This window comes from Pseudomonas sp. S2_A02 (assembly GCF_054668495.1).
The window spans coordinates 5,222,091-5,243,299 of sequence record NZ_CP162776.1 but is presented as its reverse complement, the minus strand read 5'-3'; the positions used below and the strand labels follow the sequence as shown (position 1 = coordinate 5,243,299).

General features: G+C 58.6%; 19 protein-coding genes and 2 pseudogenes. 6 read left to right on the top strand and 15 right to left on the bottom strand.

Features of this window, described 5'->3' with window-relative positions; translation table 11 throughout:
* Positions 1-68 precede the first annotated feature (68 nt).
* The 3 genes from def to AB4O41_RS23935 all read right to left on the bottom strand — a co-directional run bounded on the left by def (position 69) and on the right by AB4O41_RS23935 (position 1,911).
* Complete coding sequence (gene def, locus AB4O41_RS23945) at positions 69-608, bottom strand: peptide deformylase (RefSeq protein WP_460144928.1); 540 nt, start codon at positions 606-608, stop codon at positions 69-71.
* Positions 605-1,549, bottom strand: coding sequence for a YihY/virulence factor BrkB family protein (locus AB4O41_RS23940; protein ID WP_460144927.1), 945 nt, complete (start codon positions 1,547-1,549; stop codon positions 605-607). Before AB4O41_RS23940 ends, def begins: the two co-directional genes overlap by 4 nt.
* Positions 1,550-1,719: 170 nt before the next feature.
* A complete protein-coding gene (locus AB4O41_RS23935) occupies positions 1,720-1,911 on the bottom strand; it encodes a CsbD family protein (RefSeq protein WP_460144926.1) in 192 nt (63 codons plus the stop codon).
* A gap of 191 nt (positions 1,912-2,102) precedes the next feature.
* Here AB4O41_RS23935 and AB4O41_RS23930 point away from each other — a divergent pair, with 191 nt between their 5' ends.
* Positions 2,103-2,480: a hypothetical protein gene (locus AB4O41_RS23930; protein WP_095054314.1), complete on the top strand. Its 378-nt coding sequence runs from the start codon at positions 2,103-2,105 to the stop codon at positions 2,478-2,480.
* A 173-nt stretch (positions 2,481-2,653) separates the two neighbouring features.
* Here AB4O41_RS23930 and fadD1 read toward each other — a convergent pair whose 3' ends face one another.
* Both fadD1 and fadD2 read right to left on the bottom strand, forming a co-directional pair.
* On the bottom strand, positions 2,654-4,396 hold the full coding sequence (fadD1, locus tag AB4O41_RS23925) for a long-chain-fatty-acid--CoA ligase FadD1 (RefSeq protein ID WP_460144925.1): 1,743 nt from the start codon (positions 4,394-4,396) through the stop codon (positions 2,654-2,656).
* Between the two features lie 383 nt (positions 4,397-4,779).
* Complete coding sequence (fadD2, locus tag AB4O41_RS23920) at positions 4,780-6,468, bottom strand: long-chain-fatty-acid--CoA ligase FadD2 (RefSeq protein ID WP_460144924.1); 1,689 nt, start codon at positions 6,466-6,468, stop codon at positions 4,780-4,782.
* Positions 6,469-6,724: 256 nt separating this feature from the next.
* Between fadD2 and AB4O41_RS23915 the strand changes: the two genes are divergently transcribed.
* Together AB4O41_RS23915 and AB4O41_RS23910 are read left to right on the top strand one after the other, a co-directional pair.
* A complete protein-coding gene (locus tag AB4O41_RS23915; RefSeq protein WP_460144923.1) occupies positions 6,725-7,669 on the top strand; it encodes an alpha/beta hydrolase in 945 nt (314 codons plus the stop codon).
* A 42-nt stretch (positions 7,670-7,711) separates the two neighbouring features.
* Positions 7,712-8,182, top strand: coding sequence for a MaoC family dehydratase (locus AB4O41_RS23910; RefSeq protein ID WP_460144922.1), 471 nt, complete (start codon positions 7,712-7,714; stop codon positions 8,180-8,182).
* A gap of 263 nt (positions 8,183-8,445) precedes the next feature.
* Here the strand turns inward: AB4O41_RS23910 and AB4O41_RS23905 are convergent, their stop codons facing one another.
* Positions 8,446-8,913: a PA2169 family four-helix-bundle protein gene (locus tag AB4O41_RS23905; protein ID WP_367372647.1), complete on the bottom strand. Its 468-nt coding sequence runs from the start codon at positions 8,911-8,913 to the stop codon at positions 8,446-8,448.
* A 204-nt stretch (positions 8,914-9,117) separates the two neighbouring features.
* Here AB4O41_RS23905 and AB4O41_RS23900 point away from each other — a divergent pair, with 204 nt between their 5' ends.
* Both AB4O41_RS23900 and AB4O41_RS23895 read left to right on the top strand, forming a co-directional pair.
* Positions 9,118-9,354 carry a DUF3820 family protein gene (locus tag AB4O41_RS23900; protein WP_007949456.1) on the top strand — a complete coding sequence of 79 codons (237 nt, stop codon included), beginning with the start codon at positions 9,118-9,120 and terminating at the stop codon, positions 9,352-9,354.
* Between the two features lie 24 nt (positions 9,355-9,378).
* Positions 9,379-10,560: an aminotransferase class V-fold PLP-dependent enzyme gene (locus AB4O41_RS23895; RefSeq protein ID WP_460144921.1), complete on the top strand. Its 1,182-nt coding sequence runs from the start codon at positions 9,379-9,381 to the stop codon at positions 10,558-10,560.
* A 2-nt stretch (positions 10,561-10,562) separates the two neighbouring features.
* Here AB4O41_RS23895 and AB4O41_RS23890 read toward each other — a convergent pair.
* The 4 genes and pseudogenes from AB4O41_RS23890 to zwf form a co-directional block, all read right to left on the bottom strand.
* A pseudogene (locus AB4O41_RS23890) lies at positions 10,563-11,287 on the bottom strand (intradiol ring-cleavage dioxygenase).
* A 205-nt stretch (positions 11,288-11,492) separates the two neighbouring features.
* Positions 11,493-12,158, bottom strand: a complete 666-nt coding sequence (locus AB4O41_RS23885; RefSeq protein ID WP_460144920.1) for a bifunctional 4-hydroxy-2-oxoglutarate aldolase/2-dehydro-3-deoxy-phosphogluconate aldolase — start codon at positions 12,156-12,158, stop codon at positions 11,493-11,495.
* A gap of 17 nt (positions 12,159-12,175) precedes the next feature.
* Positions 12,176-12,889: a 6-phosphogluconolactonase gene (gene pgl, locus AB4O41_RS23880; RefSeq protein ID WP_460144919.1), complete on the bottom strand. Its 714-nt coding sequence runs from the start codon at positions 12,887-12,889 to the stop codon at positions 12,176-12,178.
* Positions 12,876-14,346: pseudogene (gene zwf / locus AB4O41_RS23875) on the bottom strand (glucose-6-phosphate dehydrogenase). The gene pgl and the pseudogene zwf overlap by 14 nt, the downstream one beginning before the upstream one ends.
* 228 nt (positions 14,347-14,574) lie before the next feature.
* On the opposite strand from zwf, the gene AB4O41_RS23870 reads away from it, so the two are divergent.
* A complete protein-coding gene (locus AB4O41_RS23870; RefSeq protein WP_460148412.1) occupies positions 14,575-15,435 on the top strand; it encodes a MurR/RpiR family transcriptional regulator in 861 nt (286 codons plus the stop codon).
* A gap of 112 nt (positions 15,436-15,547) precedes the next feature.
* Here the strand turns inward: AB4O41_RS23870 and AB4O41_RS23865 are convergent, their stop codons facing one another.
* From AB4O41_RS23865 to AB4O41_RS23845, 5 genes are all read right to left on the bottom strand, one after another.
* The gene (locus tag AB4O41_RS23865; protein WP_460144918.1) at positions 15,548-16,402 is read right to left on the bottom strand and encodes a D-hexose-6-phosphate mutarotase; all 855 of its coding nucleotides are present in this window, start codon (positions 16,400-16,402) and stop codon (positions 15,548-15,550) included.
* A gap of 229 nt (positions 16,403-16,631) precedes the next feature.
* A complete protein-coding gene (locus AB4O41_RS23860; protein ID WP_460144917.1) occupies positions 16,632-17,978 on the bottom strand; it encodes a carbohydrate porin in 1,347 nt (448 codons plus the stop codon).
* A 191-nt stretch (positions 17,979-18,169) separates the two neighbouring features.
* Positions 18,170-19,330 carry an ABC transporter ATP-binding protein gene (locus AB4O41_RS23855; protein WP_007902371.1) on the bottom strand — a complete coding sequence of 387 codons (1,161 nt, stop codon included), beginning with the start codon at positions 19,328-19,330 and terminating at the stop codon, positions 18,170-18,172.
* A 3-nt stretch (positions 19,331-19,333) separates the two neighbouring features.
* Positions 19,334-20,179 carry a carbohydrate ABC transporter permease gene (locus tag AB4O41_RS23850; protein WP_237886939.1) on the bottom strand — a complete coding sequence of 282 codons (846 nt, stop codon included), beginning with the start codon at positions 20,177-20,179 and terminating at the stop codon, positions 19,334-19,336.
* Positions 20,172-21,080 (bottom strand): carbohydrate ABC transporter permease, encoded by a 909-nt coding sequence (locus AB4O41_RS23845; protein WP_007902369.1) that lies wholly within the window; start codon positions 21,078-21,080, stop codon positions 20,172-20,174. The genes AB4O41_RS23850 and AB4O41_RS23845 overlap by 8 nt, the downstream gene beginning before the upstream one ends.
* Between the last annotated feature and the right edge of the window lie 129 nt (positions 21,081-21,209).

The window sequence follows — 21,209 nt, the reverse complement described above, 5'->3', positions numbered from 1 at the left end:
ACTGTCAGGGCCTCATCGCGAGCAGGCTCGCTCCCACATTGGTTTTGTGCTGGATTCGAAGGGCAGTGTCACTCGTCCGTCGCTGGGTCCAGGTCCGGGAACATCACCTCGGTAAACCCGAACTTGCTGAAATCACTGATGCGCGAAGGGTATAAACGGCCGATCAGGTGATCGCATTCATGCTGCACCACCCGCGCGTGAAATCCCGAGGCGATGCGCACGATCGACTCGCCCTTGGGATCGAAACCTTCATAGCGAATCTGCTGATAACGATCCACCGCTCCGCGCAGGCCCGGCACCGACAGGCAGCCTTCGAAACCCTCTTCGAGGGTCGGGCTCAATGGCGTGATCAGCGGATTGATCAGAATCGTCTGCGGCACCGCTTCGGCGTCCGGATAGCGTTCGCTGTGTTCGAAACCAAAGATCACCAGTTGCAGGTCGACACCGATCTGCGGCGCGGCCAGGCCAACTCCGCCGACGCTTTCCATGGTCTGGAACATGTCGTCGATCAGCTGCCACAACTCTGGGCTGTCGAACATTTCTGCCGGTACCGGTGGGGCAATACGCAGCAGGCGTTCATCGCCCATTTTCAGAATTTCACGGATCATTTTATGGCTTCGTCAGTGGTCGGCTTGATTGAGTGGTCCCGTCCCAGTCCCGAAACGTGGTGTTTGGGTTCTTCGGGCACGTTTTCGCCGTGTTTCTTGTTTTCGGATGACATGTGCTCGATCACCGCGTTCATTTCCGCGCCGAGCAACAACACTGCGGCGGAAATATAGAAGTACAGCAGCAACACGATGATCGCGCCGATACTGCCATACATGGCGTTGTAGTTGGCGAAGGTTTTGACGTAGAGACCGAAGCCCAGCGAAGCGATGATCCAGACCACCACAGACAACACCGCACCCGGGGTGATAAAGCGAAACTCTTGTTTGACGTCGGGCATGACGTAGTAAATCAGCGCCACCGCCATCATCAGCAGAATCACCACCACCGGCCAGCGAACGATGGTCCAGACAGTCACGATGAAATCTTCAAGGCCGACTTGCGCGGCGATCCAGCCCATCACCTGTGGCCCGAGTACCATCAGCGCGGCGGCCATCAGCAACATGCCGGCGATGCCGATGGTGTAGAAAATCGACAGCGGAAAGCGTTTCCAGACCGGACGGCCTTCGACCACGTCATACGCGGCGTTCATCGCGCTCATCATCAGCCGCACACCAGCGGATGCGGTCCACAGGGCGATCACGATACCTACCGACAATAACCCCCCCTTGGATTGCTGGAGCTGGTCAATCACCGGGTTCACCTGCTCCAGCGCCTGGGGCGGCAAAACCAGTTCTGATTGCAGGCGCAGCCAGGAGAAGAAGTCCGGCAAATGCAGGAAACCGATCAGGGCGATCAGGAACAGGATGAAAGGGAATAGCGAGAATAGCATCTGATAGGCCAGTGCCGAGGCATAGGTCGACATCTCGTCGTCGACGAACTCGGTGACCGTGCGCATCATCACCCGATGCAGGGGCAAACCTTTCATGGTCGGAAAAAACATTAGCGTCTCCTTTCGCCGCAAAAAGGTTGAAGTCATGGCGACTCAGGGGCCGTTTTCTACAACAAAGTAGCCTACTTGGCGACTTTGAAACAATTTCCTTGCTCAAGTTCAAGCTGACACAGAAACGGCCATCCGCGGATGGCCGTTTCTATTACTCGTCAAAGTCCGGATTACGCCTTGTCGATGCCTTTTTTAAGAGCATCCTTGGCTTTGCCGATCGCCTGCTGGTTTTCGCCTTTCCTCTCCTGCGCCACGCCTTCGGAGCGCAGCCTCTCGTTGCCAGTGGCCTTGCCGACGCCTTGCTTGACGTTGCCGGCCGCTTCGTTTGCCATACCTTTTACTTTATCGCCGGTGCTGCTCATGGCATTTCTCCTGTGAACATTTCAACGGGGAAAATGGTTACACAAGGGTTGACCGGGGGCCTTTACACGGAGTTTCATTTATTTATTAACCGGACATTTCGCAGATCAGGCTTTATGTTTACAGGCTTTGCCCCGAGAATGCGCAACGTATTCAGGCCATGGCGCTGAAGATCCAATCCCGTAGGAACGTTATGAAACTCGATAAAAAACTGGCCATTGCCCGCAGAAACCAGGAACTCGGCGGTGCAGTGCTTGGCGTCAACAACTGCCATTTCACCGAATTGAACCGCAACCGCAATATCTTCTGGTTCGATATTCCGGTCGCGCGCCTGGCCGTTGGTCAGTACGAATGGATTCACTTGCTGATGCACACCCCGGATACCGACGAACTGCTGCACCTGAAAGTGCCGACGGTGTTCCTGCGCGAGAAACTCGAAGGCCTGGTGGTGCGCAACCAGGGCAAGCGTAAAGCTGCCTTGAGCCTGGAACTGAGCGCCGACAAGGACTCCTACCTGCAGGACATGCGCCCGGCCGGTACCAACGTTGATTTCGCGCAGTTCCGTCAGTAACCACCCGTCTGTACTGAGGACTACTGTGGCGAGGGGAGCTTGCTCCCGCTGGGGTGCGCAGCGCCCCCAAATCAGTCACCTTGATTCATCTGATCAGGCCGGTGGCAGCTTTTACGACTGCTGCGCAGCCGAGCGGGAGCAAGCTCCCTCGCCACAAAAGCGTTCTCGATCAGTCAGGCAACAAAAAGCCCCGCACTGCGGGGCTTTTGTTTGGCTAGAGCGCCTACTTTCTTCACGCCCAGTTTCTTCAGCTCTTCGTCGCGCAGTTCGCGGCGCAGGATCTTGCCGACGTTGGTGGTCGGCAGTGCGTCGCGGAACTCCACGGCTTTCGGTACTTTGTAGCCGGTGACGTTGGCGCGCATGTGCTCCATCACCTGTTCCTTGGTCAGGGTCACGCCCGGTTTGGCGACGATGAAAATCTTGATCGCCTCGCCCGATTTCTCGTCCGGCACACCGATGGCCGCACATTGCAGCACGCCCGGCAGAGTCGCCAGCACGTCTTCAAGCTCATTGGGGTACACGTTGAAACCGGAGACCAGGATCATGTCTTTCTTGCGATCGACAATGCGCATGTAGCCGTCTGGCTGGATCAGCGCGATGTCACCGGTCTTCAACCAGCCTTCGCTGTCGAGTATTTCATCGGTGGCGTCCTGACGCTGCCAGTAGCCCTTCATCACTTGCGGACCTTTCACACACAGCTCACCGATGGCGCCCAACGGCTGTTCAACGCCGGCATCGTCGATGACTTTGCACAGAGTCGATGGCACCGGAATACCGATGGTGCCGATCTGGATGTTCTGGCTAGGGTTCACCGTGGCCACCGGACTGGTTTCGGTCATGCCGTAACCTTCGCAGATCGGGCAACCGGTGACCGCTTTCCAGCGCTCGGCCGCGGCCAGTTGCAAGGCCATGCCGCCGGACAGGGTGATTTTCAGACTGGAGAAATCCAGCTTGCGGAACGCTTCGTTGTTGCACAGCGCAACGAACAGCGTGTTAAGGCCGACGAAACCGCTGAACTTCCACTTCGACAGTTCCTTGACCATCGCCGTCAGGTCGCGCGGGTTGCTGATCAGGATGTTGTGGTTGCCGATCAGCATCATCGCCATGCAATGAAAGGTGAAGGCATAGATGTGGTACAGCGGCAGCGGGGTGATCAGGATTTCGCAACCTTCGTTGAGGTTGGAGCCCATCAGCGCCTTGCACTGCAGCATGTTCGCCACCAGGTTGCGGTGGGTCAGCATCGCGCCCTTGGCCACGCCGGTGGTGCCGCCGGTGTATTGCAGCACGGCAACATCGCTGCTGGCCGGGTTGGCTTCAGCCACTGGCTGGCCATGGCCCTTGCTCAGCACGTGATTGAATTTGATGGCCTTGGGCAAGTGATACGCCGGAACCATCTTCTTCACGTATTTGATGACGCTGTTGACCAGAAGACGCTTGAGCGGCGGCAGCAGGTCGGCCACTTCAGTGACGATCACGTGCTTGACGCCGGTTTTCGGCACGACGGTCTCGGCCAGATGCGCCATATTGGCCAGGCAGACCAGGGCTTTGGCACCGGAGTCGTTGAATTGGTGTTCCATTTCCCGCGCGGTGTACAACGGGTTGGTGTTGACCACGATCAGCCCGGCGCGGATCGCACCGAAAACGGCGACCGGGTATTGCAACACGTTGGGCAGTTGCACGGCGATTCGATCGCCTGGCTGCAAATCGGTATGCTGTTGCAGGTAAGCAGCAAAGGCACCGGACAATTCGTACAGCTCACCGTAGGTGATTGTCTTGCCCAGGTTGCTGAATGCCGGTTTGTCAGCGAAGCGTTGGCAGGATTGCTTCAACACTGCCTGAATATTCGGATACTCGTCTGGATTGATCTCGGCAGCAATTCCAGCTGGGTACTTATCCTTCCAAAAGTCTTCGATCATGGAAGCCCACTCCTCAGCAACGCGAATTCTTCACCGCATTTGATGCGATTATTATTGGTGTGTGTTTTATTGGTGAATCTGGCTTTTACAAGGCCGAGAAGTCACAAAGCGCGCCGAGAGTAGCAGCTTTGCCAAGGGCCGACTAGAGCCTAAAACGGCCTCTACGGTCACATTTATGACTCTTGAATATTCAATAGTCACTTTTAGAGCAAAAATTCTATAGCACCTTGAAAGCCTTTGAAACCGGGGTTTCAGCCGCTTAAAAACTTCGCGGGCAAGCCTCGCTCCTACAGGGTTCGCGTCGTTCACCGCTTTGTGAACAACGCTGGACTTGTAGGAACGAGGCTTGCCTGCGATCCGCGCGAAGCGCGGCCATTCAACGATCAGGCGATCTCACGCAACTCCCGCCGCAGAATCTTGCCCACCGGCGTCATCGGCAACGACTCACGCAATACGATGTGTTTGGGCACTTTGTACGCCGTGAAGTTTTCTTTGCAGTACGCCTTCAGTTCTTCAAGGCTGACTCCGGATTCACGGGCCACCACGAACAACTTCACCGCCTCCCCCGAACGCTCGTCCGGCACGCCGATCACCGCGCAGCTGGCGACTTTCGGGTGGGCCATCACCACGTCTTCGATCTCGTTGGGGTACACGTTGAAGCCCGAGACGATGATCATGTCTTTCTTGCGATCGACGATGCGCACGAAACCGTCCGGGTCGATCACCGCAATGTCGCCCGACTTGAACCAGCCGTCGGCGTCCAGCACTTCGTCGGTGGCTTCGGGCTTCTGCCAGTAGCCCTTCATGATCTGCGGGCCCTTGATGCACAGTTCGCCACGCTCGCCCAGCGGCTGCTCGACGCCTTCATCGTTGATCACTTTAAGGGTGGTGCCCGGCACTGGCAGGCCGACCGTGCCGATGCGCGACTTGTCGCCGTAAGGGTTGGTGCAGGCCACCGGCGAGGTTTCGGTCAGGCCGTAGCCCTCGGTGACGCGGCAACCGGTGAGCTGTTCCCAGCGCTCGGCCGTGGCCTTGACCAGCGCGGTACCGCCGGAGTTGGTGAGTTTGAGGCTGGAGAAATCCAGGGTCTTGAAATCGGGATGGTCCATCAGTGCAACGAACAGTGTGTTGAGCCCCAGAAGTGCCGAAAACCGCCAGTTCTTCAGTTCCTTGATGAAGCTACCAATGTCCCGTGGATTGGTGATCAACACGTTGTGGTTGCCGGTCACCATCATGCACATGCAGTTCGCCGTGAACGCATAGATATGGTAAAGCGGCAGCGGCGCGATCATTACTTCCTGGCCTTCGCGCAGCAGCGGCTGGCCGTCTGCACCGAATTGCCCCAGACACGCCCGCGCCTGCTGCATGTTCGCCACCAGGTTGCCGTGGGTCAGCATGGCACCCTTGGCCAGCCCGGTGGTGCCGCCGGTGTATTGCAGCACGGCGATGTCGTCGAGGCCGACGCTCAACGGTTTGATGCCCAGGCCCCGGCCCAGACGCAGCGCGCTCTTGAAGGAAATCGCCTGCGGCAAGGAATAGTCCGGGACCATCTTCTTGACTTTGCTCACCAGGGTATTGGCCAGCCAGCCCTTGGCGGTGGGCATCAGGTCGCCCATCTTCGCTTCGATCAGGTACTGAATGTCGGTGTCGGGCAGCACTTCCTGGACCTTCTGTCCGAACACGTTCAGGTACACCAGCGCCCGGGCACCGGAGTCCTTGAACTGATGACGCATCTCCCGCGCGGTGTACAACGGGTTGGTATTGACCACGATCAGCCCGGCGCGCAAGGCACCGAACACGGCAATCGGGTAATGCAGGATGTTGGGCATCTGCACCGCGATGCGATCCCCCGGCACCAGGTCGGTGTGGGCTTGCAGGTAACCGGCGAACGCAGCGCTGTAGCGTTCCAGTTCGGCGTAGGTCAGGGTCACGCCCATGTTGCTGAACGCCGGGCGGTCAGCAAATTTCTTGCAGGAACGCTCGAACACCTCGATCACCGACTTATAGGCCCCAAGGTCAATATCCAGGGGCACGCCGGCCGGGCGTTTGTCATTCCAGAAATCAGGTTGCATTATTTTTGTCCTCTTTACCTGAGCTATCCGGGGGCCGCTTTCTGTCCTTCTCTATAACAAGAAACGAAAAACGGTGCTTCCCGGACACTAGCAGCTATGGTGAATCAGGCAAATATGCGCATGGGCGTCATAGATCGCGTGAATCTTGCTGCCCCGCCGTGGCCTGATCAGACGGTCGGCGATGGATGCGCTATACAATGCATCGAGGCTGTTTTCCACCCAGCAGTCTCATGCAGTCCAACGCAAAGGAATCGCCATGATCCACGACACTTTCTGGCTGACCGCGAGTGACCGCAGCCGCCTCTTCGTCAACCAGTGGCTGCCGTCCGCGCCGCTCAAGGCGGTGATCCTGCTGGCCCACGGCATGGCAGAACACAGCGGTCGCTACGCTCGTCTGGCGCAAGCATGCTGTGATCAGGATTATGGTGTGTACGCTCCGGACCTGCGTGGACATGGCAAATCCGCCGAAAACGGTACGCTGGGCCATTTCGCCGACAATGATGGCTGGTGCAAAGTGGTCGGCGACCTGGCCAGCCTTAACCAACATATCGGCCAACAGCATCCCGGCGTTCCGATCGTGTTGCTGGGCCACAGCATGGGCAGCTACATCGCCCAGGCTTATTTGCTGCACCACAGCGCCAGCCTGCACGGGGCGATTCTCAGCGGCTCGAACTTCCAGCCCGTGGCACTCTATCGCGCAGCGCGACAGATTGCTCGCCTCGAACGCCTGCGCCAAGGGCCCAAGGGGCGTAGCGCGCTGATCGAGTGGCTGTCGTTTGGCTCATTCAACAAGAAATTCAAACCGGCACGCACGCCGTTCGACTGGCTGAGCCGCGACCCGGCCGAAGTCGACAAATACGCCAGTGACCCGCTCTGCGGCTTTCGCTGCACCAATCAACTGTGGATCGATTTGCTCGGTGGCTTGCAGCAAATCAGCAAAGCGTCCAATCTCGCCCAGATCGATCCGGGCCTGCCGCTGCTGATAATTGGCGGTGAATGTGATCCGGTGAGCGAAGGCAAACGTCTGAAAGATCTGGCCCACGCCCTGCGCGACGCTGGCTGCCAGAGCCTGCAGCTGACTGTTTACCCGCAGGCCCGGCATGAACTGTTTAACGAGAGCAACCGCGACGAAGTGACTGCCGATGTGCTGAACTGGATCGCCCAGGCCTTGAGCAACCGTCGGCCACCCAGGGCCGAATAGTTTTTTGTGGATTTATTTAATTCGTCACAGGAATCGAGACAGATGACCCAGGTTACCAACACCCCTTACGAAGCCCTCGAAATCGGCCAGACCGCCAGCTACAGCAAGACCGTCGAAGAGCGCGACATTCAGTTGTTCGCCGCGATGTCCGGCGACCACAACCCGGTGCACCTGGACGCCGAATTCGCCGCTGCCAGCATGTTCAAGGAGCGTATCGCCCACGGCATGTTCAGCGGCGCATTGATCAGCGCGGCGGTGGCTTGCGAGTTGCCTGGGCCGGGAACTATCTATATCGGTCAGACGATGAGCTTTCAGAAGCCAGTGAAAATTGGCGACACGCTGACTGTGCGCCTGGAAATTCTTGAGAAACTGCCGAAGTTTCGTGTGCGCATCGCCACTCAGGTGTTCAACCAGCGCGATGAGTTGGTGGTGGATGGCGAGGCGGAGATTCTGGCGCCGCGCAAGCAACAGACCGTGACGTTGCCTATCCTGCCGGCGATCAGCATCGGCTGATTCACTGCCCAACTGTGGCTGGGCTTTCCGTGGCGAGGGGCTTGCTCTCGCTGGGGTGCGCAGCGCCCCCCCAATCGAGCACCTCGATTCACCTGATCAGGCGCGGTGGCAGATTTTACGACTGCTCCGCAGCCGAACGGGAGCAAGCTCCCTCGCCACAGACAAGCCCCCTCGCCACAGTGAATGCAGCGTTATCGTTCTCCCACAATCCCGAACACAAAAAAACGCCAGACTGGCTGGCGTTTTTGACAGATAACGAACGCTTACGAGCGTGCGCGAGCCTGGTTACGCAGGGCTTTCACCTGATCGTGGTTGCGTTGTACGCCGTGATACTGGCGTTCAACGATGTCACGAATGCTCACCAGGTTGTCCTTGTTGATTTTTTCCAGTGCGTCCTTGTAAGCCTTCAGCGCATGGTCTTCACCGCGTTCGGCTTCGTTCAGCACTGCCTCTTCATCCTTGCCGGTGAACATCGCCTTCACGTCGACCCAGCGACGGTGCAGATCGCCGCTGACGCTGGTGGAGGTTTCCGGATCACCGCCCAGGGAACGCACAGTGGCCTGCAGTTCGGCAGCGGCAGCAGCGCAGTCGGCGGAGCGCTGAATGAACAGGTTTTTGAGTTCTGGATGTTTGATGTCTTCAGCGCAAGTCTTGAACCCTTCCTGACCGTCTTTACTGGTTTCAATCAGGTCGTTGAGTACAGAGATCGCGTCTTTATTAATGTCAGTCATTTTTCAATTCCTTGCGGTTGATGAAAGATGCAATTAGTAGTTGCACCCTGCATGCCAGCTTTGAATTGACGTCTTTTTACTTATATTTCAATCGGTTGGCTTACAAGTCGAAATCTGTATCCGCTTTTTTTGCATGATCTGTCATTTGGCCTGCATGCAGAATGCCTGTATTTTCCAGACTGTTTTGAATCAAGACGACTGATGATGAATCCCGAAAAGCTCGAACTGCTGATTACCCGCGAAATGCCCTTCGGCAAATACAAGGGCCGCATCATCGCCGACCTGCCCGGCCAGTACCTGAACTGGTTCGCTCGCGAAGGTTTCCCCCACGGTGAACTGGGCGGCTTGCTGGCCTTGATGCAGGAAATCGACCACAACGGCTTGTCGGAGCTGCTTGAACCGCTGCGCGCCAAACATGGCAAACCAGCCCCTCGCCACTGACCCGCCGATCTCACCGAGTAGCTCATGCCCGATAACACCCGCCGTTCCCGCGATGAAGCCTTTTGGCAGACCTTTGCCGACCGCTATGCTGTCGAACCGGGTCCCCTGAACCTGGAGAACGGCTACTTCGGGCGCATGTCGCGCACCGTGGTCGAGGAGTATCAGCGCAACATCGAACTTATCAACCGTGGCAACTCGGTGCATGTGCGCCAGCGCTTCGAACAAGGCGAAAGCGTCAAGATTCGTGCGCAATTGGCCGAGCTGATCGGTGCCCCCGCCGAAGCCGTCGCCCTCACCCGCAATGCCTCGGATGGCCTGCAATCGCTGATCCGCAACTACAACCGCCTGGAGCCGGGCGATCAGGTGCTGATATGCGATCTGGAGTACGACACGGTCAAGGGCGCGATGCGTTGGCTGGCGCGCTATCGAGGCGTGGAAGTGATCGAGATCGAACACCGCCACCCCGCCAGTTTCGACAGTTTACTCACCTCTTACCGCGAAGCTTTCGTGCGCTATCCGCGCTTGAAGCTGATGGCCCTGACTCACGTCACCCATCGCACCGGGTTGGTAATGCCGGTACAGGCAATTGCCGCTGCCGCCAAGGAACACGGCATCGACGTAATTCTCGACGGCGCCCATGCCCTCGGTCAGATCGAGTTCAATCTCGATGAACTGGGCATCGCCTTTGCCGGCTACAACCTGCACAAATGGATCGGTGCGCCGCTGACCCTGGGCTTTATTTACATCGCCCCTCAGCGACTGGCTGATATCGACCCGGACATGGGCGAAATGCATTTCCCGGTCACCGACATTCGCGCCCGCACGCCGTACAGCACTCCGAACATCCCGGCCCTGCTGACCCTGCCGCTAGTGTTCGAAGAACATCACGCCATGGGCGGTTCCGTCGCCAAGGGCATGCGGCTCAATTACCTGCGCAACCGATGGGTCAATGCCGTTCGGGGGTTACCGGGAATCGAAGTCATGACCCCGGATGATCCAGGCCTGTATTGCGGCATCACCTCGATGCGCTTTACCCTGCATGCCGATCAGCAGGTGATGGTCGAGCGACTGCTCAACGACTACAACCTGTTTACCGTGGCGCGCAGCGGTGCGGCGTGTGGCCCGTGCATCCGCATTACGCCGGGGCTCACCACCACCGCAGCCGACATGGATCTGCTGGCCCGGGCCCTGACTGAATTGCGCTGAGATCACACGGTGTATTTGTCGAAGTCTTCGGGCTTGATTTGCGATGACAGCGCAAACGTGTCGACACCGATGGTCATGTGGCCGAAAAAGCCGTCTTCGTTCGAGTCTCGGCCGAGGGTATGCACATTTAGGGTCGAAGCTTCGCCGCCCATGGTTTCATAGAAAAAATCTTGATTGTTGGTCAGTGGCGAGACGGCTCGACCACTGTACTCACGGGCGTTAAGCACCGATCTAGAGGCGATCTCGGGAAAATAAAGCTGCCCAACCCAGGCGACATGTCGCTCTTCCAGATAGTTGTTGCCGGCCGTGATGCGAACAGCGACGTGGATGTGCAGGGCGCGCCCGGCGTAATACCCCGGATAAATGGTGGTAAACCGCACGATGCCTTTTTTGTCGGTGAACTGCCCGCCGCGCAGGTAAGTACCGTCATCGGTACGCGGGATCGAGCCGATATCACCGACGTCGACCTCCTTGTCCGGGTCGACCTTGCTCCAGCCCGAATACGCCCCGCGCGCATTGCAATGCCAGATATCGACCAACGCCCCCTAACCGGTTGACCGGTCATGGCATCGACGATCGTCAGTCGCAGCACAAGGGGAACGCCATCCATGCCTTCGCTGATGTTTCGTCTGATCAGTTTCGGGTTTCGAAAATACGGGCCGGCGATCTGTTCGGGTGACAGTTGGCAAGCCGGAGGTGGGGATGTAATTGCAGTGTTGTCTTCCATGACGTTCTCTCTTCCTAAGATGAACGCAGGTTAACGCTGGACGAGCGGCGAGATGCGGTAACTATGTATCGCATGATGTCCTGTGGGATCGCCGCACCGCCGCTCCCACAGAGGTTTTGTTTCAGGCAAAAAAAACGGCGCACCGACCAAGTGCACCGTAAAGCCGTAGAACACACAACGAAGTGTTTGGTAAAAATCCGGTGAATCAGTCCAGCAGGGCCAACGCCTCGGCGGTGCACTCCTGGATGCGGGCCCAGTCGCCGTTCTTGATCCACTCAGGGTCAAGCATCCAGCTACCGCCCACGCACATCACGTTTTTCAACGCCATGTAGCTCTTGATGTTGGCCGGGCTGACGCCGCCAGTCGGGCAGAATTTTACTTCGCCGAACGGGCCGCCCAGGGCCTTGATGGCCGCGACGCCGCCGCTGACTTCCGCCGGGAATAGCTTGAAACGGCGATAACCCAGGCCATAGCCTTCCATGATGCCGGAGGCGTTGCTGATGCCCGGCAGCAGCGGGATCGGGCTACCGACACTGGCTTCGAGCAGATCACGGGTGATGCCCGGCGTAACGATGAATTGCGAACCAGCCGCTTCAGCGGCGGCCAGCATGCTGCGATCAAGCACGGTGCCGGCACCGGTGACCAATTCCGGACGCTTCTCGCGCAGGATCTGGATCGCCTTGAGGCCGAACTGCGAACGCAGGGTCACTTCCAATGCCGTCAGGCCACCGGCCGCCAGGGCGTCGGCCAACGGCAGTATGTCCTGTTCACGAGCGATGGTGATCACTGGCAGGATCCGCGCCTTGGCGCAGAGGCTGTCGATCAGGGCAACTTTGTCCGCCATGGAAACGGTCGGGGATGTGTTTGTCATAGCGGCTGATCCTTGGTTCATGGGCACCAGTAAATCTCTAACGTAGGTTGCAGAAACGCCCGAATCGGCATGGCGGCGACATCGTCACCGGCCAGTGCGGCATTCAGGGTGGTCAGCTTGGACTGACCGGAAATCGATAGAACGGTGTGCTTCGCCGAGGCCAGCAGCGCGCGACTCATGGTCAGGCGTTGATGGGGCACGGTCGGCGCCAGCATCGGCCAGCAACGACGGGTGCCGTCGACTTTCAAGGCGTCGGCCAGGTTCGGGCTGTTGGGGAACAGCGACGCGGTATGACCGTCGTCACCCATGCCCAGCACCAGCACGTCGATCGACGGCAATTCGGCGAGCAAGCGATCCGCCTGCTCGGCGGCCTGTTCCAGGTTGGCGGTGGCACTGTAGAGGCTCAGAAACTGAGCCTTGGCCGCCAGGCCTTGCAACAGGTAACGCTTGAGCAGACCGGCATTGCTGTCGGCATGTTCCACCGGCACCCAGCGCTCGTCAGCCAGGCTGACAACCACTTTCGACCAGTCCAGCGCCTGCTTGGCCAGGTGCTGGAAAAACGCCACCGGGCTGCGCCCGCCAGACACCACCAGCGTCGCGGCGCCTTGTGCGGCAATCGCGTCGCTCAGTTGCTTGGCCACCGTCAATGCCAGGCCTTCGGCCAGCAACACCGGGCTTTTGAACTCATGGGCGCTGACGCCCTGAGGCAGCTTCAATTCAGATATCGCCATACCACGACCTCCCGTCCCGCGTAATCAGTGCAATGGAGCTCATCGGCCCCCACGACCCGGCCGCGTACGGCTTGGGCGCATCACCGGATTTTTTCCACCCGGCGATCAACTGGTCACACCACTTCCACGCGGCTTCGATTTCATCTTTACGGACAAACAGGTTCTGATTGCCGCGCATCACTTCCAGCAACAACCGCTCGTAGGCGTCGGGAATCCGCGCGCTGCGATAAGTGTCGGAAAAATTCAGCTGCAACGGACCGCTGCGCAGCTGCATGCCCTTGTCCAGGCCTTGTTCTTTAGTCATCACGCGCAAGGAAATGCCTTCGTCCGGTTGCAGGCGGATGATCAGTTTGTTGCTGATCTGCAAGCGCTGCTCAGGGGCGAATATGTAGTGCGACGGTTCCTTGAAGTGGATGACGATCTGCGACAGCTTTTGCGGCATGCGCTTGCCTGTGCGCAGGTAAAACGGCACGCCGGCCCAGCGCCAGTTGCGAATGTCGGCACGCAGGGCGACGAAGGTTTCGGTGTCGCTCTGGGTGTTGGAGTTCGGTTCCTCCAGATACCCGGGTACCGATTTGCCTTCGCTGTGGCCGGCAATGTACTGGCCGCGCACCACTTGAGTGGTCAGGCCTTCCGGACTGATCGGCGCCAGTGCCTTGAGGACTTTGACTTTCTCGTCACGGATGCTGTCGGCGAGACAGGTCGGCCGGCGGGTCCATCGCGATCAGGCAGAGCAATTGCAGCAGGTGATTCTGGATCATGTCCCGCAGCTGCCCGGCCTTGTCGAAATAGCCCCAACGGCCTTCGATCCCGACCTGCTCGGCCACGGTGATTTCCACGTGGGAGATGTAATTCTGGTTCCACTGGGTTTCGAACAGGCTGTTGGCGAAACGCAGGGCGATCAGGTTTTGTACGGTCTCTTTGCCCAAGTAGTGGTCGATGCGGTAAGTGCGATTCTCCGGGAAGAACTGCGCTACGGCGTCATTGACCTTGCGCGAGGATTCCAGATCCGAACCGATAGGCTTTTCCAGCACCACGCGGGTGTTTTCGGTCAGGCCGACCTTCGACAGGTTCTCGCAAATAGCGCCATAAACCGCTGCCGGGGTGGCGAAGTAGGCAATCACCCGTTGGGCGCTGCCGGCCTGCTCGGCCAGGGCGACGTAGTCGTCCGCCTTGAGGAAGTCGACGTGCAGGTAGCTCAAGCGGGCCAGGAAGCGCTCGACCACTGCTTCATCCAGCTCTTTGGCGCCCACGTAGCGGCGCAACTCGGCGGTGATGAATGCCAGATGTTGCTGCTCGCTGCCGGGTTCACGGGCCAGCGCGATAATGCGCGTATCCTCATGAAGCAGGCCGGCACCATCGAGTTGATAGAGGGCAGGAAACAGCTTGCGCAAGGCTAGATCGCCGAGAGCGCCGAACAAGGCAAAGGTGCACGGTTCAACCGTAATCGAAGGCATGATGTTTGTTCTTTTATCAAGTTAAGCTACAAATACCTTTTTTCAAGGCATCACTCAAGGGAAAATGTAGTAATAACCACAACATTTTCGCAAAATACAGATTCCGAGTGGTGGTCAGTCGGAGCCATCAGTAGGATAGGCCACCGTTATGGGCCGCATCAAAGGCCCAATTTGCATTAGCCGAACGCTTATTTGTGCTGCTGACCTAAGGAACATGTAATGGACCGCGTGCGAAATTTACTGGAACAGATCCAGAGTCGCCTTGAAGACCTGAACAAGGCAGAACGCAAAGTCGCCGAAGTGATCCTGCTCAACCCAGAGCAGGCCACCCGGTTCAGCATCGCCGCCCTCGCCCAAGCCTCTAAGGTCAGCGAGCCGACAGTCAACCGTTTCTGTCGTTCGTTCGGTGTCAGCGGCTACCCGGAACTGAAACTGCAACTGGCCCAGAGCCTGGCCAGTGGCGCGGCGTATGTCAGCCGGGCGGTTGAAGCCGATGACAATCCGGAAGCGTATACGAAAAAGATTTTCGGCAGCGCCATCGCCTCTTTGGACAGTGCGTTGCAGGCGCTTGACCCGAACCTGATCAGCCGTGCCGTCGACCTGTTGATCCAGGCCCGGCAGATCCACTTCTTCGGCCTCGGTGCCTCGGCCCCGGTGGCGCTGGATGCGCAGCACAAATTCTTCCGCTTCAATCTGGCGGTGACCGCTCATGCCGACGTGCTGATGCAGCGCATGATTGCCTCGGTGGCTCATACCGGTGAGTTGTTCGTGATCATTTCCTACACCGGTCGCACCCGCGAACTGGTGGAAGTGGCGCGCATTGCCCGGGAAAACGGCGCCTCGGTGCTGGGCCTGACGGCCGAGGGTTCGCCGCTGGCCAAGGCCAGTACCTTGAGCCTGAACATCCCGTTGCCGGAAGACACCGATATCTATATGCCGATGACGTCACGGATCATTCAGCTGACCGTGCTCGATGTGCTCGCCACCGGCATGACCCTGCGCCGGGGCGTGGATTTCCAGCCGCATTTGCGCAAGATCAAGGAAAGCCTGAATGCCAGTCGGTATCCGGTTGGCGATGAGTTTAATTAACCCATGCCGATCGTTCCCACGCTCTGCGTGGGAATGCCTCTAGGGACGCTCCGCGTCCAGTGACGCGGAGCGTCACGGGCTGCATTCCCACGCCGGAGCGTGGGAACAATCATCACGCCCCCACCCGCGCCTGCAAACTCAAATGCGCCCGCTCCCCCGGCGGCAGGCACAGGCTGTCGGTCCCGCCGCTGGCCGCTTCCACGCAGACAAACTCTAAAACCTCGTTCCAGCTCACGCCCAGCAACGGCCGCGAGCCCGGATGCCAGACCACCGTGTCTGCATGGTCACCGGTGTCGATGCACAACTCGCGCTGCCAGGCGTGGTCCTTGAGCTGCAATTCACCGTCATGCTGGAACACTCGCTGACAACCGCCGTCGACCCGCAACTCGCCTTCTTGCTGGCAAACCTGGCGGCTCAACTGGTCGTAACCGTGCGCGCCGTCGAGCCCAGACAGCGCTACCTCGCCCACGTCGCCAATACGCCAATAGGCGTGCAACGCCTGGCTCAACTGGCACGGCATGTCGTCCTGATGCTCGGTGCTCAGATGCAAATCCATGCGTTCACCCAGGTGCGCGTGCAAGTCCACTTGCCAGTCGCACAGCTGTAACTGCCAGTGCAGGTGCACGCCATCGTCATCACTGCTGCTGTCGAGCAGTTTCCAGTCGAGCAAACGCGCCCAGCCATGGGACGGCCAGGCGTTTTCGCTCGGATGACGGCCATACCACGGCCAACACACCGGCACGCCGCCGCGAATCGCACCGACATGCGGCCACTTCGCCGCGCACCACAGCCAGGGTTTCTGACCCTTTGGCTGGAAGTGCAGCAATTGCGCGCCCTGCCGACTGAACACCGCCTGACACAACGGATGGTCGATCACCAGCACATCGCGCATCTGATAGCGCTCCCACGCAAACACCGGACGTTCGCGCAAGGATTTGAAGAAGCGTTGTAGCGGATGCTCAAGCATGTGCCACGGTCCTGAAAATCATTTTTCTACCTGATCGTTCCCACGCTCTGCGTGGGAATGCATCCCGTGACGCTCTGCGTCACATACGATGGACGCAGAGCGTCCAGAGCGGCGTTACCACGCAGAGCGTGGGAACGATCTGTCCAAGGGGTGTGCTGCCCCCAAAAAAGCGGACAGCCTTGGCCGTCCGCAAATATGCGCACATAGAGAGGAGCTTATCGCAACAGCGTTAGAACACCGACTGAATTTTCAGGCCGGCGACCAGCGCGTTATCAACTTCATCCACACCGCCCGGGTGAGTGATGTATTGCAGGTTAGGACGTACGGTCAGCCAGTTGGTAACGTGGAAGCCGTAGTTGATCTCGTAGTTGTACTCGGTGGTACGCAGCGGCGAGAACAGCGGATCTTCGTAGTCGCTGACACCATTGGCGGCGTTGACCAACTCGGCGTTTTTCTTCACGTCATCGTTGACATGGATACGGGAGAAACCGATCCCGACGTCGTCTTTTGGACGAGCATCAAACGGGCCTTTGTACACAAACATCAGCGACTGGTAGTTGTCGACGAAGTTGGTGTCCTTGTCGTGGAAGGTGGCGTTGGCCGCGATGTTCAAACCGCGAGAAGCGTCGCCATTATGGGTCGTGAGTTGCTGCTGCGCGACGAACCAGTAGCCGTGCTTGCTGTTGTGGCTGCGATAGGCGTTACGAGTGGTCGCTGCATCATCACCGTTGTCATCTTTACGGACGTCATCGGCATCGGCTGTGCTCTTGTAGTAACCGACGCGGTATTCGCCCGGCAGGTTGTTGACCTTCGGCGACCAGACCAGTTCGACCGGCAAGACGGTGCCCTTGGTACCACTGCCGCTGAGCTTGAAGCCGTTACCGTGCTCCAGTTGCGATGGGTTCTGGTTGTACGCGCCGATCTGCGCATAGAACTCAGGCGTGATGTTGTACTTCACGCGAACCGCCGCCTGCATGACCGGCCAGTTGTACCAGATACCCGTCGCCCAGTTACCCGCTTGTGAACCGCAGAACGCCAGGTTCTGGAACTCGCAAGGGAAGGTGTTGAAGTCTTCGCCTTCGCCGAAGTAACCAGCCTTGACGTCCAGTTTACCGTCAAGGAACTGGTGCTTGATCCACAATTGGGTCAGACGGACCATGTGGCCACGGCCGTAGACTTCCTGGGAGGAACTCAAGGTGCCGGCACGCGGGTCGCCGACACGGTCATTGGAGATGTTCTGACCGTTACGGTTGGTGAGCTGGATCTTGGCCTGGGTGTTATCCCAGCCCCAGAGTTTTTCCAGGTCCAGCGCCACGCCCAAGCCAAACTGGTCGGCGTAACGCGCCGTCTTGTCGTCGTTGTAGCCGCCATGCAGGTTGGCGCCCACTTCACCGACGTAGTCGGCCTTGATGTCGATACCCTGTTCGATCAGCTTGGTCCGCTCGCCGCCCCAATCACCGGTCATCCACTGCGAGTCGGCACTGAACGCGTCAGCCGCGTGTACGCTACCGGCCATAGTCATCACCGCAAGAGCCGACAACTGGCAGATAAGCTGAGCGTTGTTCTTCTTCTTCATCCCTACATCCTCGTCTTTATTGTTATTAACTGTTTTTATCTAACGCGGTTTACATCGATTGCGGCAGATGTCCCCATCTGCCGCGAATCCCCCCTGTGGGAGCGGGCTTGCTCGCGAAGGCGGTGTGTCAGTCGACATCAGTGTTGAATGTCAGACCGCTTTCGCGAGCAAGCCCGCTCCACATTTGATCTTTATCTGCCTTTGAACTGCGCGACGTTAGCGCTGTGAGCTTCGGTTTTTGGCAGGCCGGCCACCCCCAGGCGTTCACCGGTCTTGGCATCGAACAACAGCACTTTCGAAGGATCGAATTGCAGGGTCAGGGTCTCGCCCACGGCCGGCGCGACGTCCGGTGCCAGGCGGCAGCAGACTTTGGTGTCGTTGAGATTGACGAACACCAGGGTGTCGGGACCGGTCGGTTCGGTGACTTGCACTTCGGCACGAATGGTCGGCAAACCATTCGGCTCGCTGCCCGCCAGCACGATCTGCTCCGGGCGCATGCCGAGGATCACTTCGCGGTCTTCGAGCCCGGCGTCCTGCATGCCCAGCGGCAATTCGCAGCGCGCCTGACCGCTGTCGAGCAGCGCTACCAACCGACCTTCCTTACGCTGCAATCGCAGAGGGATGAAGTTCATTGGCGGCGAACCGATAAAGCTCGCCACGAACAGGTTGGCCGGGTTGTTGTAGATGTCTTTCGGCGTGCCGAATTGCTGAATGATCCCGTCCTTCATCACCGCCACTTTGTCGCCCAGGGTCATGGCTTCGATCTGGTCGTGGGTCACGTAGACCGTGGTGGTTTTCAGGCGCTGGTGCATCAGTTTCATTTCGGTGCGCATCTCGACCCGCAGCTTGGCGTCGAGGTTGGACAGCGGTTCGTCGAACAGGTAAATCTTCGGCCGCCGCGCCAGCGCCCGGCCCATGGCCACGCGCTGTTGTTGGCCGCCGGAGAGCTGACCCGGTTTGCGACTCAGCAGGTGTTCGATTTGCAGCAGCTTGGCCACGCGAGCGACTTCTTCGTCGATTTCGGCGGTGGGCATTTTGCGAATCTTCAGGCCGAACGCAATGTTGTCGCGCACGCTCATGGTCGGGTACAGCGCGTAAGACTGGAACACCATGGCGATGTCGCGATCTTTCGGGCTCATGCCGCTGATGTCGGCGTCGTCCACCAGGATCGCCCCGCCGCTGATGTTTTCCAGACCAGCGATGCAGTTCATCAAGGTGGATTTACCACAGCCCGATGGACCGACCAGGATCAGGAACTCACCGTCATTGATCTTCAGTTCGATGTTTTTCAGGGTGTCCGGCAAACCGGCACCGTAGGTCTTGTTGACGTTGCGTAATTCGAGAGTTGCCATGTTCTACCCCTTGACCGCGCCGGACGTCAGCCCACGCAGGAAATACTTGCCAGCGAATATGTAGACCAGCAGTGTCGGCAGCCCGGCGATCATCGCGGCGGCCATATCAACGTTGTATTCCTTGGCCCCGGTGCTGGTGTTGACCAGGTTGTTCAGGGCCACGGTAATCGGCTGGGCATCGCCACTGGCGAAGACCACGCCGAACAGGAAGTCATTCCAGATTTGCGTGAACTGCCAGATCAGGCAGACCATCACGATCGGAATCGACATCGGCAGCAGGATCTTCCAGAAAATCGTGAAGAAGCCCGCACCATCCAGCCGCGCCGCCTTGACCAGCGCATCTGGAATGCTCACGTAGTAGTTGCGGAAGAACAGCGTGGTGAACGCCAGGCCGTAGACCACGTGCACCAGCACCAGGCCCGTGGTGGTGTTGGCCAAACCGATCTTGCCGAGGGTGAACGAGGCTGGCAGCAGCACGGTCTGGAACGGCAGGAAGCAGCCGAACAACAACAGGCCGAAGAACAGTTGCGAACCACGGAAGCGCCACATCGACAGCACGTACCCATTCATGGCACCGATGAAAGTAGAGATCAGTACCGCCGGCACGGTGATTTTCACCGAGTTCCAGAAGTAGCTGCCGACACTGTCCCAGGCCTTGATCCAGCCGATGCCATCAATCACTTGCGGCCAGCTCAACAGGTTGCCGGTGCGGATGTCTTCCGGCGATTTGAAACTGGTCAGCAGCATCACCACCAGCGGCACCAGATAGATCGCCGCGGCCAGCAACAGGGTTGCGTAAATGGCGATGCGGCTGAAGCTGATGCCCGACTTGCCAAGTTGATTACTCATGGCGTTTGCCTCGCAATTCGGAGTACAGGTACGGCACCAGAATCGCCAGGATCGCGCCGAGCATCATCATGGCGCTCGCCGAACCAATGCCCATCTGGCCACGGCTGAAAGTGAAGGAGTACATGAACATCGCCGGCAGGTCGGACGAGTAACCCGGACCACCCGCAGTCATTGCTGCCACCAGGTCGAAGCTCTTGATCGCGATGTGCGCCAGGATCATGAAGGCGCTGAAGAACACCGGGCGCAGGCTTGGCAATACGATCTTCAGGTAGATGGTCGGCAGGCTCGCACCGTCGACTTGCGCCGCGCGGATGATCGATTGATCGACGCCACGCAGGCCGGCCAGGAACATCGCCATCACAAACCCGGAGGCTTGCCACACGGCGGCGATCACCAGGCAATACACCACGCGATCCTGATCCACCAGCCAGTCGAGACGGAAGCCTTCCCAGCCCCAGTCGCGCAGCATCTTGTCCAGACCCAGGCCTGGGTTGAGCAGCCATTTCCACGCGGTACCGGTAACGATCATCGAGAGCGCCATCGGGTACAGGTAAACGGTGCGGATGAAGCCTTCCTTGCGAATGCGCTGATCCAGCAGTACGGCGAGGAACACGCCCAGCACCAGGCTGATGCCGATGAACATGCCGCCGAACACCGCGAGGTTCTTGCTCGCGACCCACCAGCGATCGTTGTCCATCAGGCGAATGTATTGCTGCAGGCCGACCCACTTGTAGCTCGGCATGAAGCTGGAATTGGTGAAGGACAGAACAAATGTCCAGATGATGTAACCGTAAAAACCAACCAGGACGATCAGCATGCTTGGCGCCAAAACCAGCTTGGGGAGCCAGCGCTGCAATGCGTCGAACGGTGAGGCTTTGCTGAAAACCGCCACAGAGCTCATCGGGATAATCCAGGTGAAGAGAAAAGAAATCGGCACGGCGCCCCCTTGTGGGAGCGGGCTTCTGTGGGAGCTGGCTTGCCTGCGATGGCATCAACTCGGTTTGAAATTAAACCGAGTCGCCTGCATCGT